The sequence below is a fragment of the Bacillus sp. PK6-025 genome, assembly GCF_056530265.1.
In genome coordinates this window covers 334632-349383 of record NZ_CP096509.1, presented here as the reverse complement: position 1 = coordinate 349383, position 14752 = coordinate 334632, and the positions used below count along the sequence as shown (strand labels likewise).

Below are 14752 nucleotides of genomic sequence, written 5' to 3'. Positions count from 1 at the left end.
TCCATCCCCTTCATGTTTATATATTTTTTACCATGTGATTCTCTTTCTCTAGCATAACATAAAAAACCGCCTATCATGGCGGTGATTTTTTGTATATTTGAAGCCGTCGCCAGATCATCCGGCGGACGGCTTCTTCACTATCCTTTTTAACCGTTTAAAGCGGCTTTTTTCATATTGTCCTGAAGTTCCAATATGCGTTTTGCCCCTTCTTCGCGCAGGCGTTTGTTCTCATCTTCAATCTGCTTCGTCTCCTGCATGCCTTTGACAATCGTATTCCAAGACTGTTCGATCGTTTCAATATCGATGCTCGGCCTTCCGGACATTCTCGCGATTTCAACGGACTGGCTCGAAATATTTTCCGCGTTTCGCTTCAGCATTTCGTTGGTGCGGCGGTCGAGTTCGCTCATTGAATCGGCGACAAGCTTTTGGCGCTTGGCGGTCACGGCCTGGATGATGCCGTTTTTGAAAATCGGAATCGTAATGATGAATGCCGAGTTGATTTTTCCGATCAGCTTTGTGTTTCCGCGCTGAAGCAGGCGGATTTGCGGCGCGGTTTGAATCGCAACCATCCGCGCCATATCGAGATCATACACCCGTTCTTCCAGCGCTTGAATGCCATTTCGAAGCGTATCAAGCTCCATCTGTGCCATTTGGTTACCGCTGGCCGCTTTCGCTTCATATTCAGGGATGAGCTGCTGCAATTCTTCTATTTTCATCTGGCCGGCTACGACGTATTTCTCCAGCTCCACATAGTAATTGAGGTTGCTTTCATACATTTCATCAAGCGTCACGGTCGATTTTGTCATTTCATCTTTATATTTCGAAATTTCGACGTTGATTTTTTCGATTTCACCGCCGAGCGTTTGATATTTTTTAAATATTTTCTCGATCATGCTGTTGCCGCGCTTAAATAACTTGGAAAGCAGGCCTTTCTGTTCTTCAAAGTCATTCTTGTCAAAGCGGTCCATGATTTTACCGAGCTGCGTCAACATCGCACCTGAATCTGTCACACTGTTTGTTCTCATCATAGAGAGAATACGGTCTGAGAACTTGGATATTTCAAGAGCGGGCTCTTTTCCGAATTCTAAAAGCTCCACTTGGTTTTTTACGTCAATTTGCCGTGTCAGAGCTTGCACATCGGGCTCCCGGCGGAGTTTGGCACGGATGTCTTCCGCTTTTTCAATCGTGATCTCTTCCTCTTTACTGATATTGACGATGCTTGTTTCATTTGGATTTGCCATCAGAGTGGCTCCCTCCTTAAAAGATTTTATTGATGAACTTCCGGACGATTGACGGCTCTTTAAACTCCTGGTTGAAGGACATGTCATCAAGCCAATGGATATCGAAATGCTGTCCATCGATATAGCGGTCAATACACTTATAGCCCGGCGGATTATAGATGATGATATCGATGCCGATTTCATTTAACAAAAGCAAGGCGGCCGCGTCTGAACGGGTGAGTGTTCCCGTCTGTTCAGTGTGGTACAAGATCAGCTTCGGCACTGTCTGTGAATAGTCAAATGTCTGAATCATATTCAAAAGCGCTGCCGGAAGCTGTACCGCCTGGGTGAACAAATACAGTTGCACATCGGCTGATTTTTCATTGTTCAAGGCCAGCATCTTCGGGCTTTTGCACAGCCTGGAAACCGCTTGGGCAATGCCGCGCTGCACTCCCTCAGGCAAATGCTTGTAGCGCCATATATTGCTCTCCATTAATCGGCCCGGATCGATCGTCCCCGTTTGATCAAGCGCATGGCTGTAATGGAATTGATAATTGGACGTCTCTTCCTTTGTAAACGGGAAGCGCCGGATCGTATGCGACTCCTTATACTCCGTCAGCGTCTGCAGACGGTCCCAGTACTCTTTTTCATTGCCGGAGACGCCCATGACCATCGCGAATAAGTTCGGAATGTTGACCGTTGATTGAGACGCTTGAAAATCGGGTCTGATAAAGGCGCGTTCCTTCGCAATTAAAAACAGTTCATCATACGTGGTCTTCAAAGTCACGGAGACCGGGGTATGCTCCCTGAACTGCCAAGGTTTGTACATGAGCGAATCCTCATTGTGCAGAACAGTATCCAGCTCCTTCGCGGAACGGTACGCCACCGTTGATTTTCGCTGAGGCTTTTCAGTCGGGAACGGCTCTAATGCAGACGTGCCCGGGTATGTGAAAACAAAAGAAAGCTTTTGCTCAGGATCAAGCTGGCGAAATTCGTCTTTTCCCTCCGGATGAAACAGCAGCACATCACATCCGACAAGCATCAAATAGTATAAAAAATACCGTTGGCTCTTTGTGGTGTCCCCATACCAAACCACTTTCGGCATCGCATTTTCGCAGTCGGCTTCTTTCAGCCACTTCTCCAAATGATTGCCCATCCATTTGACAAGGTCGAGGAGGACCCGGCGAAACTCCGGATCGTTCAATCCTTTTTCATGAAAGGACTGAAACATCTGCAGCACTTCGATAAGCGCCTTCCTTAAATGGCGGTGCATCGCGGCGTCAGGGTGCTTAGGAATGAGCTGCTCCCCGTCGAGAAAAGCGGCAAACCGATTGACGGAAAGCCCTTTTTCTCTCTGATTGACCATATGGATGCGCTGTATGGCCTGAAACCTTTCCGGAGAAATGGTCTTATCAAGCGTCTCGCTTAACACATGCACATCACCGGACTCATACAGCTCATGGAGATATATGTAGTAATCCGTTTCATCGTGCGGCGTTCCGAGAATCCGTCCCGCCAGACGGCTTATCATCAGATGTCCGTTTTTTTCATACGGGGTTCTCTCCGGCAGCGGCTTCTTGATGATCTGCTTCCATTCATCATCATTGACCAGGGCGTTTTGAATATTAATCTCTTGATTCATAGCGCTCAGCCGTCTCCCCTTTCTTCTGAGTCAGTGTCACTTTTCCGTCCAAATACGGCACACATGCCCGCTCTTGTTACGGCATAGGTTGTCCCGAACTTTCGGATTGTTCCTGCAGGAAAATCATGCGCTCTCTTTCGGAGCGTAGACGAATCAATCCCCCACTCTTCACAAGCCTGCTGGGAACTGAGAATCTCGCTGCTCGTGAGATCGACTATTTTCATCATGGCTGTTCATCCTAAACATTCATTTGTTTTCTCCTGAGAATATTCACAATATATGATTGCCGTCTACGGCTCTTATTTTTGAGACCGGAGAGATGGTGCGGCATTTATACAGCAAAGGCGCGTTGCCCATTTCTCAACACCCGGCCCGGCCTAACTTCCGAACGATCCAAGATTTGAAAGCGGTTTGGACGCTCTAAGTATGTCTGTATAGCTGCGGTTTTCATGATATACACCGTAGATTTCAGCCTTTAATAATATTTTTTTGGCCCAGCTGAGGTACGGCTTGATTTCGATCATTTTATTTGAAAAAGAGCTTTTCACAACGCCTCGGGTGCCGTCGGCACTTTCGACGATGCTCAGGGCATCCAGATAATCTTCCATTGAGATAACGTGCAGGCTTTGGACCGCTTTTATTTGTGACGGATGAATCACGCTCTTGCCGTGAATGCCGTTGGCCAGATCAAGAAGCGTTTCATTGATCAATCCGTCTATATACCGATTGATCACAAGCGAAGATTCCCCCGCATCAGCCCAATTCGGCCCAAAAGTCTGAACTGTTCGCGAAGCATCTTCAAAGTACTCCCAGACAGGCCCCGAAATCACAAATTGCAAGCCGAAATAATTGACGATATCTTTGATGAAATCAGAGATGACCAAAACGTCATAAATCGGCGTTTCCGGTTTTCTTCTTATCCCATACAGACCGCACAAATCAGTCGCGCCGATCCTAATATTCAGAACGATATCTTGATAAAAGCCCAGCGTTGATTTTAATTCCTGCAGCGCCTTTGCCCTCGTTTCCATTGCCAGCAGGTCGGGTGTCTCAAAGATCGGCATTCCGTACAGCACAATGCCGGATTCTTGCGACAATTTCGTTAAAGTATCAAGATAGTGCTCCGCATTCAGCATCGAAAACTTCGGAAATACGAATCCGGTAAACAAGTGAAGCGCGCGGCCGAGCTTGTTGCCCAATTCGAGCATTTGCTCCGGTTCCCGCACCCGGATAAACATCAGCGGCAGCACATCGCCGCTGATGTTCTGCAGTTTTTGCGCCTGGTAAATCATGTCGGCCTGACTGACAAGATTGTTTTCAGCCTGGAGAACCTCACAATCGCCGATCGAATCTTCAAGGCAAAAAACGACCGAGCACAGCTCAGGATACTTGTTATTGATCATGACATCTGCTATATCTTTTCGGTTCCCCGGAACATAAAGCGCAGCTCCAAGCGCATGCTCCAGAATGTGCTTCGGAGAGTCTTTAGTAACCGAACCCGGCAGTTTGAAAAAGACATCTTCTTTTTGAGAGGCGGATAAAAAATCAAAGTATTGCATATGGGTCACCTTCTTTGAATAAGAATCATACACCCCTTTGATGTAAAAAAGGGCGGAGCAGATATACTCCCCCCTTTACGTTTTGCAGTTTGTTATTCTTCCTTTGACGCCGCCGTTTGCTCTTTCACAGCTTTTTGCTTGTTCATATAGTGAATGATGAATGTCACGGCAAAAGCGATAATCAGAATGATAAAGAAGACGCTGTGCGGCATTTCAATATGCCATACACTCGCAGCCATTTTCAGTGCGATGATCCCGATTAAAACAAAGGCCGTTGCTTCAAGTTCAGGCACTTTGTCAATCAGCGTCAGGAAGAATTTCGCAACGGTTCTCATCATTAAGATGCCGAGCATGCCGCCGATCAGAAGCACCCATACCTTTTCAGATACGGCAAATGCCGCTAGGATGCTGTCCACCGAAAATGCGAGGTCCATGAGTTCTACCGAAATGACAGTCGCCCAGAAGACCCCGAAAACGCGTACCATCCAGCTGTCTTTTTTGATGGCGTTTGATTCATCATCGCCCTCACCGATGAAGAAGTGCTTGATGACGAGCCATGCCAGATATGCGGCTCCGAGCAGTTTGATCCACCAGAATTTAATCAGGATCATACCAAGTCCAATGAATAGAAACCTAAAGAAGTAGGCTCCGATTAAACCGTACGTCAACGCTTTTTTGCGCTGTTTTTCCGGTAGGTGCTTTACCATGACGGCGAGAACGAGAGCGTTATCCGCCGATAAAAGCCCTTCCAGCACGACCAGCGAGCCGATCAGCCCCCATGAAACGGGGTCCGTTAATACTTCCACCCACATTTCCCAATCGAAAAATGAGGCGTAAACTGACATAATATGATGAAATAAATCCACTTTGGTTACCTCCTAATGATGAAAAAGCAAGACTGAACCACGCAAACGTGATTCAGCCGGCAAAACTAGACTTGCAGGCCGTAGTTGCGGCAAAGCGATGCCAATCCGCCGGAAAATCCGCTGCCGATCGCATTGAATTTCCAATCGGCTCCGTGACGGTACAATTCGCAAACAACAACCGCTGTCTCAATCGAAAAATCCTCTCCCAAGTCAAAGCGAAGCAGCTCCTCATTTGTTGATTCATCAACGAGCCGGACAAACGCATTTGAGACTTGTCCAAAGTTTTGGCTGCGGCTTTCCGCCTCGTGAATCGTCACCGTGATGCCGATCTTTTCAACATGGTCGGGTATTTTTGAGAAATCGACGATGATTTGCTCGTCATCGCCTTCACCTTCTCCTGTCCGGTTGTCACCCGTATGAATCACGGCGCCGCTCGGATGCTCGAGGTTGTTGTAAAAGACGAAGTCGCGTTCATTGATGCAACGATCGTTCTGATCGACAAGAAAAGCCGACGCATCCAAATCAAAATCGGCGCCGCCAGTATATTTGTTTGTATCCCAGCCTAAACCGATCAGCGCTTTCGTCAAACCGGGGTTCGTTTTCGTTAAATCGATCCTTTGCCCTTTAGATAATTGAATCGCCATCGATAGGACCTCCTTTAAGAAATGTCAGGCACCGGACAAACGGACGCCAGGGCGGCGACTGCTGTCCGGATCGTCAAAATCAGCCGACCTGCAGGCCGAAATCGGTGGCGATCCTCGCCAGCCCGCCTTGATAGCCTGAGCCGATCGCTGAGAATTTCCATTCTTCTCCGTGACGGTACAGCTCTCCCGTGATCAGCGCTGTTTCAATCGAGAAATCTTCACCCAGATCATAGCGGATTAACTCTTCATTCGAGTCTTCATTGATCACGCGAACATAAGCATTTGACACCTGTCCAAAGTTTTGGCGGCGCGCTTCCGCTTCATGAATCGTAATCACAAAAGAAATCTTTTGAATGTCGGCAGGCACTGCATTCAAATTGATTTTTACCTGCTCATCGTCTCCTTCGCCTTCACCTGTTCGATTATCGCCTGTATGTATGACAGCTCCGCCTGCGCCTTCGGTCTGATTATAGAAAATAAAGTCCTTTTCAGAAGCGCATTTGCCTTCTGCATTGAGCAGAAACACGCTCGCATCCAGGTCAAAATCAGCGCCGCCGTCATATTGATTGACGTCCCAGCCAAGGCCCACGACGACTTTCGACAATCCGGGATTTGTTTTTGTTAAATCGATCTTTTGTCCTTTCGCTAATGAAATTGCCATGTTATCTCCCCATTTCTTTTATGAATTTCAGGCGTAGCGTTTGACGATTTCCGTAATGCTCGTATCGTTTGTGCCTTCTCCGACAGCGGTGAATTTCCACTCGGCGCCGTCACGGTAAATCTCGCCCGCGATCAGGCTTGTCCGTCCAGAATAATCGTCCCGCAGATTGTATTTGACCATCTCCACGCGATCGTTCATATTGACGATGCGTATGAAGGCATTTTCAATCATTCCGAAATGCTGGCTTCGTTTCACGCAATCGTATATATTCACGACAAAGACAAGCTTATGAATATGCGAAGGAACTTTTTGCAAATCTACGATGATTTGTTCATCATCTCCGCTGCCTTCCCCTGTCAGATTATCTCCGGTATGTTCGATGCTGCCGCATCTGCTCTTCAAGTTTCCGAAATAAATGACGTTCTTGTTCTCTGTGACTCTTCCGTTTTCCAGCATCAGCACGGATGCGTCACAGTCAATATTCGGGGCTCCTCCTCCAAACAGCTTTCCAAAAAAACCGCCGCTTCCGGATGCTACCGGGTCCCAGCCGAGACCGACCAAAATCTTCGAAAGCCCCGCTTTCCCTTTTGTTAAATCAATCCGCTGACCTTTCTCTAAAGAAATAGCCAAACTGTTCACTCCTCCGTTGAATCATGACTTTCAAGATCACAGTGCTGGATGAGAATAAGAGTTTGATAGATCCAATTATCACGCCAGCGTGATTCATATCTTCACAACTACAAGACCAATGAATCATTATTTAACCTGCTTAACTATATATACGGAAAGATTCAGGGGAAAGTTTCGCGGTTTTTCAATATTTTTTTATCATCTTTTCATCCTGGCCAAAAGAGAGACGACAATAGTAGCGATTGCACGAAGTCATCGTGTTTGGTATAGTATATCTAAAAGATATATATCAAAAAGATACAGAAGGCGGTATGTATGACAAAAAGAAATCACACGACTTACGCTCTCCTTGGATTGATTACGGCCGGCTACCAGACGGGTTACGAAATGAAACGAATGATCGACCAAAGTTTGAATCATTTTTGGAAAATCAGCTACGGCCAAATTTATCCCGCGCTGCGCCAATTAACAGAAGCAGGCTGGGTCGCTGCATCTCCGACGCTCTCGGACAAAAAGCCGGACAGAAAAGAGTACCTGATTACCGATGAAGGTCAAAAAGCACTGCATAGCTGGCTTGAAGAACCGATCAATGGCATCGCCTCAGAAAAAAACGAATTTTTGCTGAAGCTGTTTTTCAGCAAGGAAGAAGAGCGGGAGAAAACCGCTTTGAAAGTCAAGGAGTACCAACGAAAGCTTGAAGAACGGCTTGAGGCATATCAAGCAATCGAGCAGTCAATTCTTTCATGCAGCTCCCATTCAAAGGACAGAGAGTACTGGCTTTTCACTTTGGATTATGGAAAACGCACCACCTCGGCCGGAATTGAATGGTGTGAAGCCACAATCAACCGGCTGAATGGAAAGGAAGGGACCAATGGGTAAAACGATCATCAACAAGCCTTTTACTGCCGCCCCTGAAGATGAAGTCGTTGTATTTGTGATCGGGATGAGAATAAACAAGTGGCATGCTGTTCATAAATGGTGGCCGGTTTTTACCGCTATGGCCCCTATGATAAAAGAGCTTCATCAAAACAAAGACCTCGGCTTTCTGGCAACGGAATCATCCATCAATTTCAGGACGATTTTTCTCATTCAATATTGGCGTTCTTTCGAAGATTTGACAGCATATGCAAAGGCTGATAAACATATGGCGGCTTGGCGCCGTTTTTATCAGAAAACTGCCGCATCAGGAGCCGTTGGCATCTATCATGAAACGTATACAGTTCCAAAAGGGCGCTATGAGGCTTTTTACCATAACATGCCGTTGTTCGGCTTGGCAAAAGCGTACGGACATCAACCTGTCACCAGCAGAATCAAAACCGCTGAGCAGCGAATGCGGGGATCAGATATAGCGGGGAAATAAGCAGAAAGGAGCCTTATCGGTTACCCGATAGGCCCCTTTTCTGCTTAAAAAGCTCCTGCCCCGTCGCCTCCGCCCGCTCCGGGACCGCCCGCATCATATGCCCCGGCGTGCTCCTGCGAAGACGGCAGCTGCCAGCTGTAAAACGGATAATGCAAACAGCCTGCTGCGGCCATACCCAGGACAGGGGAAGCGTAATCAAGCCTGCTTGCTGATTGATTAAACCATCCTGCAGATTCATCCTCAACTTCAAGCACAATTGCATAGATCATCGTCTTTTCGTTTTGAGACAGGCTTCTCCCTGAAAACAAATCTTCTTTTCTCAGATGGTTTCTCCAAGAAAGAATCGATCTTCGGCAGATGGAAGCGTACCTGCTCTCTTTTACGGCCGGAATGAAGGCAATCAATAAGATAGACAGCCCGACGCATATGCCGTAATACAAAATGGTATGGATGCTGTCGATAAACACAGATGCTAAAAACAAGCCGGCCAAAAACAAAATCGTATACAGCTTTGATTTTGCAAGAACAATGCCCGCCGACAGTGCAAAGCCAAATATGACGCAAGCCGCCATGAATCCGGCCTGATGCACCACGTCTGCATACAGGATAAAGAGCAGGAGTCCGGTATGGACCGAAAGCAGTGAAAGCGACAGCATTCTCAGCCAGCGGTTTTCTTGAAACAGCTCCTTGAATTCAGGCGCTTGTCTGACACTTTCCGTCCATTTTTGAACCACGTTTTGAAGAATGATCCTCTTTCGTTCATATTTGCCCAGCTGTTCCTTATGCTTGCATTCTTCCTCAGTCGGCCCGCTGAGGGAATCCAGCCTGAACATATAGGTATCGCTGCCCGTTTGCTCAAAAAGTTTTTCAATTAAGAGCTGATCAGGCTTTGGCAAATCCGCCTTGCTCCCGGAAAATTCGAATTGGTATGTGTCATCAGGCGCCCCAGGATCGTCAAGAAACCTTTCTTCCGCCTGTACCTTCCGCATAGTGACCAATCCCCGTTGATAAAGCGAAAGCATGCCGGCCAGGAGATCACGGTCTGTGAAACGGCCTTTTTTGTAAAGAAAAGCGACAAGTACAGGATCTAAGGACTCGAGTTCTGCAAACGAAAGCATGGCACGGCGTCTCTTCTTCAAAAACGAAAGCATGACAGCCATGATGACCATGAACCCGACAATCCCCGAAAATATCCAAATCATCCTGTCTGCGCCGGCAATCCGTTCATCCCGATCGGCGTAGCGTTTCGCCTCGTCTTTCTCCTCCTTCAGCAGCTCATCCTTTGTCTGATAAGAAGGGTGCCGGACCGCCTCTTTCAAGGCGCTCTGCGGAAAATATATCCTCAGTTCCGAGCCCGTGCCTGCGCGATAGAGTCCTGTCTCGTAGATGACTGATGAATCGTTCACCTTCGTAATCTTTCCGTTTCCTTTTTCACGCAAAAACGCATGAATATCACGTGCCTTTACCGAATCAGGCAGATGCACTTCAATCTTTACCCGGCCGAAATCCGTATTTGCCTTTTGGTAAAATGAATGAATCAAAATCGACGTGTCTTCAAACTTTTGGGCGGCATCTTCGATCACATAGCGAAACATCACTTTTTTTGTTTCATCCTTTGATGCCGAATAAGCATAATAAGTCCCGTCTTCTTTCTTTGTCTTCAACGGGATGGCTTGATCGCCTTTTTTTTGATGATTGGGAAGCAGATAGGCTTTAAAATTCTTCAAGCGGCTCGCGGTTTCTTCGCTGAACGATCTTGTCGCCCCTTCGAAAGAGCCTTTAAAATCGTATGTGTAAACTTCCTCTACGCTTAAATTACCGTTTTCTTTTACTGTCGCGCGTATATCAGCCCGCTCGATCGAAAAGGATTTGCCTGCTTCAGAAAAGCCTGTGACGAGAAAAAAGGCAATGAACATAAAAAAGAAAAAGGAGTGCTTCATCGTTTAGTAAATCCTTTCGTTTTTTGTATCTGCCTTATATACGGAAAAGCAAGGAAATTGTTTCAGCGGTTCACAGAAATGACAGAGATGACAATTTTATTATAAAAGCACATCTACGGTCTGCCGCACAAGCCATAAAAGAAAATATGCATCATTTCCTCTGTAAACTGTCTGTTTTTTTCAAAGGCTTCACCCAGAGTTTTTGAATGTTCAATGATCATATTCATAAAGATGAGAAAGCTTTCCGCGGTGATCTTGGGAGAGATTTCGCCTGACCGATGACCTTTTTCAATCATTTGGAGCATAAGGGGAATGATTTTTTCATCGTATTGCCGCTTTACATAATCCATTATTTCACTGTCTTCGATCATCACCTCTTTGACGACCGTTAGAGCAAATTTTTGATTATTGGCTTCCCTTTTCTGCAAAATCATCAATTCGATCTTTTCTTTAACGGAAATATCTTTGTTCATATATTCTTCAAAATCGCTGATGGACTGATCGATATAGTCTTTGAAAACCTCTTTCAGGAGCGCTTCTTTGCTTCCAAAGTAATTATAGATCGTCACCTGCGAAACATTTGCCGCTTTTGCGATATCGGTTATCCGGATGCGCTTTGGCTCCCATGTTTTGAGCATATCCAAAGCCGTCTTTTTGATTTTCTCTTTAATCAGCAAAGCCCTTTTTTCAAATCCGTTCATATAACCATCCTTACATATCTTTCTTAATGAAATTATAACATAAAAATATTTCACTAATTCCGTTGACAAAAAAGTTCATAAGAACGTAAAATTAGTTTTGTAATTATTAATCACTATTATTTCATAATTTTCATTTTGGAGGTGTCACATGCTGACAGTTGAACGTCTTACGAAAAAGTTTTCCAATGGCAAAGGTATATTTGATGTTTCATTTCATGTTCAAAAAGGTGAAGTGTTTGGATTTTTAGGTCCAAACGGAGCTGGAAAATCAACAACCATTCGACATATCATGGGGTTTATGAAGCCTGATCAAGGCGATATCAAAGTAAACGGAATGAACGTCCGGAATCATCAAGGCGACATTCAGCGGCATATCGGCTATCTTCCCGGAGAGATTGCATTTATCGAAGGAATGACGGGAAAACAATTTCTCGATTTCATGGCAAACATGCATGGTTTAAAAGATACAGCTAAGCGCAATGAACTCATCGAACGGCTCCAATTCGATGTTCATACGCGGATCAGAAAAATGTCGAAAGGAATGAAGCAAAAAGTCGGGATTGTCGCTGCCTTTATGCACAGCCCTGAAGTCATCATTCTTGATGAACCGACATCAGGCCTCGATCCGCTGATGCAAAAAGTGTTTATTGAAATCGTGCTCGAAGAAAAAGCGAGAGGAACGACGTTTTTAATGTCTTCCCACAGCTTTCCTGAAATCGAACGAACCTGTGACAGAGCCGCCATTATAAAAGACGGCATCATCATTGCCGTCAAAGATATCCATGAACTGCAGTCGATGCAGCGAAAGGTATTCGAAGTTACATTTGAAAACAAGGGCGACATTCCCGCCTTCATGAATTCGGGTCTGCAAATCGAATCCCGGACGGACAATCGTGTCAAAGTGGCCGTTTTAGGGAACCATGATCAATTTATTAAAGAAACCGCCAAATATCACATTCGGCACATTGATTCTTCTTCACAAAGCCTGGAAGAGATTTTCATGAACTACTATGACAGAAAGGGGACAGTGAAATGAACTTCTCCCTGTACAAACAAATGATGAGAACAAACATGAAAGGAATCATAAGCTACGGGGCAGGCTCCGCTTTCTATATTCTTTTGATACTGGGCATTTATCCAAGCATCGCGGGCAATGCGGAGGATATTGAGAAAATGATCAAATCGATGCCGGAAGGCTTTCTCAATGCTTTTGGGTTTGAAAACGGACTGGGGAATCTTGAAGATTTTATGTCTGGAGAGTATTACGGTTTAATCTTTATCGTGATTTTGTCGATCTTCTCTGTCATGCTGTCGACTAAGCTTTTGGCAAAGCTCGTGGATCAAGGGTCAATGGCCTATATTCTGTCTGCGCCGACAACGCGCGGCAAAGTGGCTTTCACCCAAGCAGCCGTTTTAACGACAGGTCTTTTGATCATTATGGCCGTGACGACAGCGGCCGGGCTGGCGGGCTACCATTTGATGCTGGGCGGTGATTACGATTTTAATGTGTCAAGGTTTCTCGTTCTGAACTTGCTCGGCTTTCTGCTCTTCTTTGCCGTCGGCGGCATCTCGTTCCTCTTTTCGGCCATTTCAAATGACGAAAAAAGAGCCCTCGGACTTTCCGGAGGCATCACGTTTTTATTCTTCAGCTTCGACTTGCTCGGCAAACTAAGCGAAAAGACGGAATGGATGAGGAGCCTATCGGTTTTCTCTTTATTCAGACCTGGCGATATTGTAAACGGGAGCGCCGATATCGCTCAAGTGTCTCTTGTTCTTGCCGCGGTCGGTTTTGCCGCCTTCGCACTCAGCATTCTCATCTTTAAAAAGCGCGACTTGCCGCTGTAATATAAAAACGCCGCTCCCGATCAGGAACGGCGTTTGTTTCTGTATGATATTTTATTCAACGACCCGTCTGACAACTCCGCTGAAGGCTTTCTTCCAATACGGGTTGCTCATAGAATCGACGGATACCCCGCGTGAGCTGTTATCGTTCAAGAATGTGCCATTGCCAAGATAAATACCCACGTGGCCGTTCGTTTTGTATGTGTCAAAGAAGACCAAGTCTCCACGCTTCATTTCAGACGCGCTCACAGCTCGTCCTTTGCCGACAAGCGTGCTTGTTGTCGCACCGAATCCAAGCTCTACGCCTGCTGATGCATAAGCCCAGCGTACGAATGATGAGCAGTCGAAACGACGGTTGTCAATATCAGCTTGAGAACGTCCGCCTCCCCATACGTACGGAGATCTGCCGACGATGCTTGAACCTGTGCTGATGGCAGCTTCAATTGCGTTTCCATTGCTGCTGACAACAGAACCGGAAGAGTAGTTTCTTGACGGGCTGCTGCTTTTCTTGCTGCTTGAAGAACCGCTGTTGGACGATCCGTTGGATTTGCTGACTGAACCTGAGGTTGATCCTGAGTCTGACTTTTCAGCCGTAGCAGATTCTTCTTTCGCTTTTGCTGCTGCAGCCACTGCAGCTCTTTCTTCTTTAAGTTTTTGTTCAAGAGCGGCTTCTTCTTTTGTCAGTGAGCCCGCTTCTTTTTTCAGATCGCTCAGCTCTGATTCTGCTGCCGCCTGTTTCGTTTGCAGCTGCTTAGAAAGGTTCGCCTGTTCTTTCAGCTGTTTATCAAGATCCGATTTAAGCGTTTTTAAATCGGCTAAAGTTTTTTGGATTTCATCCAGTTTTGTATTTAAGTCAGACATTGCTTTTTCAAGCTTGTTTTTATCTTTTTCCTGCTCGTCAAGCAGGTCTTTATCCGCGTCAACAATTGTTGAAACAGCCGTTGCACGAGTGATAAAATCTCCGAAGCTTTGTGCGCCCAGAAGGACATTCAGATAGTTTTGGGATCCGCCGTTTTCCTGCAGGCTGCGCACGCGATTTTTAATCACTTTTGAACGCTCTTCAATCCGCTTTTCAGTTTCTTTGATTTCTTTTTTCAGAGCTTCCACTTCTTTTTTGGTTTTTTTGTTTTCTTTTTCTTTGTCTTCGATTTTGTTGCTTGTTTCAAGTGCTTTTTTATCAAGCTCTTGGATTTTGGCTTCAAGCTTTTTCTGCTCGTCTTGCAGCTTGGCGATTTCTTTCCGTTTGCCCTCGATGCCTGAATTCACTTCAGAACGCTTTTGCTGAATTTCTTGTTTTTGCTGAGAGGTTTCTGCCGATGCCGTGTTGTTCATAAAGGGGGTAAATAGACTAGCTGTTCCGAGAATCGACGCTAAACCAAAAGTATAAACCTTTTTTTTCACTTTCTACTCCTCTTTCCTTTATGTATTCTTGTTTTTTCATTATGTAAATTCGCTTGAACATTATTAAAAAATGAATCTTATGACCTATGATTAATATATCCGTTACCGATGTACAGACGTTATTATACCATCTATTTTCGACAATAGGCGTCAATTTATATTACATTTATATTTCGTTTTTGTTTCAGCAGTGTCATGTTTTGACTCATCTTGTTTTAACTCTCGTATTCTCTTCGATTTGACCCTTCCTGCTGTTTTTCATATGCTTGTCTTACTGAAAAGGAAG

15 protein-coding genes are annotated in these 14752 nt (G+C 45.6%); 4 read left to right on the top strand and 11 right to left on the bottom strand.

Annotation, left to right across the window (positions count from 1 at the left end; genetic code table 11):
- Positions 1-146: 146 nt before the first annotated feature.
- From M1D67_RS01900 to M1D67_RS01865, 8 genes are all read right to left on the bottom strand, one after another.
- Positions 147-1241, bottom strand: coding sequence for a toxic anion resistance protein (locus M1D67_RS01900; protein WP_020450069.1), 1095 nt, complete (start codon positions 1239-1241; stop codon positions 147-149).
- A gap of 16 nt (positions 1242-1257) precedes the next feature.
- The gene (locus tag M1D67_RS01895) at positions 1258-2862 is read right to left on the bottom strand and encodes a YceG family protein (protein ID WP_231005768.1); all 1605 of its coding nucleotides are present in this window, start codon (positions 2860-2862) and stop codon (positions 1258-1260) included.
- 5 nt (positions 2863-2867) lie between these two features.
- Positions 2868-3089 (bottom strand): helix-turn-helix domain-containing protein, encoded by a 222-nt coding sequence (locus M1D67_RS01890; protein WP_003178729.1) that lies wholly within the window; start codon positions 3087-3089, stop codon positions 2868-2870.
- Between the two features lie 150 nt (positions 3090-3239).
- Positions 3240-4421, bottom strand: a complete 1182-nt coding sequence (locus M1D67_RS01885) for an HpcH/HpaI aldolase/citrate lyase family protein (RefSeq protein WP_020450067.1) — start codon at positions 4419-4421, stop codon at positions 3240-3242.
- A gap of 92 nt (positions 4422-4513) precedes the next feature.
- On the bottom strand, positions 4514-5287 hold the full coding sequence (locus M1D67_RS01880) for a TerC family protein (protein ID WP_020450066.1): 774 nt from the start codon (positions 5285-5287) through the stop codon (positions 4514-4516).
- 65 nt (positions 5288-5352) lie between these two features.
- Positions 5353-5931, bottom strand: coding sequence for a TerD family protein (locus M1D67_RS01875; RefSeq protein WP_020450065.1), 579 nt, complete (start codon positions 5929-5931; stop codon positions 5353-5355).
- A 79-nt stretch (positions 5932-6010) separates the two neighbouring features.
- On the bottom strand, positions 6011-6592 hold the full coding sequence (locus tag M1D67_RS01870) for a TerD family protein (protein ID WP_020450064.1): 582 nt from the start codon (positions 6590-6592) through the stop codon (positions 6011-6013).
- Positions 6593-6619: 27 nt separating this feature from the next.
- Positions 6620-7222: a TerD family protein gene (locus M1D67_RS01865; RefSeq protein WP_020450063.1), complete on the bottom strand. Its 603-nt coding sequence runs from the start codon at positions 7220-7222 to the stop codon at positions 6620-6622.
- 315 nt (positions 7223-7537) lie between these two features.
- Between M1D67_RS01865 and M1D67_RS01860 the strand changes: the two genes are divergently transcribed.
- The gene (locus M1D67_RS01860) at positions 7538-8101 is read left to right on the top strand and encodes a PadR family transcriptional regulator (protein ID WP_025810795.1); all 564 of its coding nucleotides are present in this window, start codon (positions 7538-7540) and stop codon (positions 8099-8101) included.
- On the top strand, positions 8094-8582 hold the full coding sequence (locus M1D67_RS01855; RefSeq protein WP_023857802.1) for a DUF4188 domain-containing protein: 489 nt from the start codon (positions 8094-8096) through the stop codon (positions 8580-8582). Before M1D67_RS01860 ends, M1D67_RS01855 begins: the two co-directional genes overlap by 8 nt.
- A 44-nt stretch (positions 8583-8626) precedes the next feature.
- Here the strand turns inward: M1D67_RS01855 and M1D67_RS01850 are convergent, their stop codons facing one another.
- Positions 8627-10522 (bottom strand): DUF2207 domain-containing protein, encoded by a 1896-nt coding sequence (locus M1D67_RS01850; RefSeq protein ID WP_145929806.1) that lies wholly within the window; start codon positions 10520-10522, stop codon positions 8627-8629.
- 113 nt (positions 10523-10635) lie between these two features.
- Complete coding sequence (locus M1D67_RS01845; RefSeq protein ID WP_023857800.1) at positions 10636-11223, bottom strand: TetR/AcrR family transcriptional regulator; 588 nt, start codon at positions 11221-11223, stop codon at positions 10636-10638.
- A gap of 148 nt (positions 11224-11371) precedes the next feature.
- Between M1D67_RS01845 and M1D67_RS01840 the strand changes: the two genes are divergently transcribed.
- Together M1D67_RS01840 and M1D67_RS01835 are read left to right on the top strand one after the other, a co-directional pair.
- Positions 11372-12259 carry an ABC transporter ATP-binding protein gene (locus tag M1D67_RS01840; protein ID WP_262723229.1) on the top strand — a complete coding sequence of 296 codons (888 nt, stop codon included), beginning with the start codon at positions 11372-11374 and terminating at the stop codon, positions 12257-12259.
- Positions 12256-13068, top strand: coding sequence for an ABC transporter permease subunit (locus M1D67_RS01835; RefSeq protein ID WP_023857798.1), 813 nt, complete (start codon positions 12256-12258; stop codon positions 13066-13068). Before M1D67_RS01840 ends, M1D67_RS01835 begins: the two co-directional genes overlap by 4 nt.
- Positions 13069-13119: 51 nt before the next feature.
- Here M1D67_RS01835 and M1D67_RS01830 read toward each other — a convergent pair whose 3' ends face one another.
- Positions 13120-14466: a C40 family peptidase gene (locus M1D67_RS01830; RefSeq protein ID WP_023857797.1), complete on the bottom strand. Its 1347-nt coding sequence runs from the start codon at positions 14464-14466 to the stop codon at positions 13120-13122.
- Positions 14467-14752 lie beyond the last annotated feature (286 nt).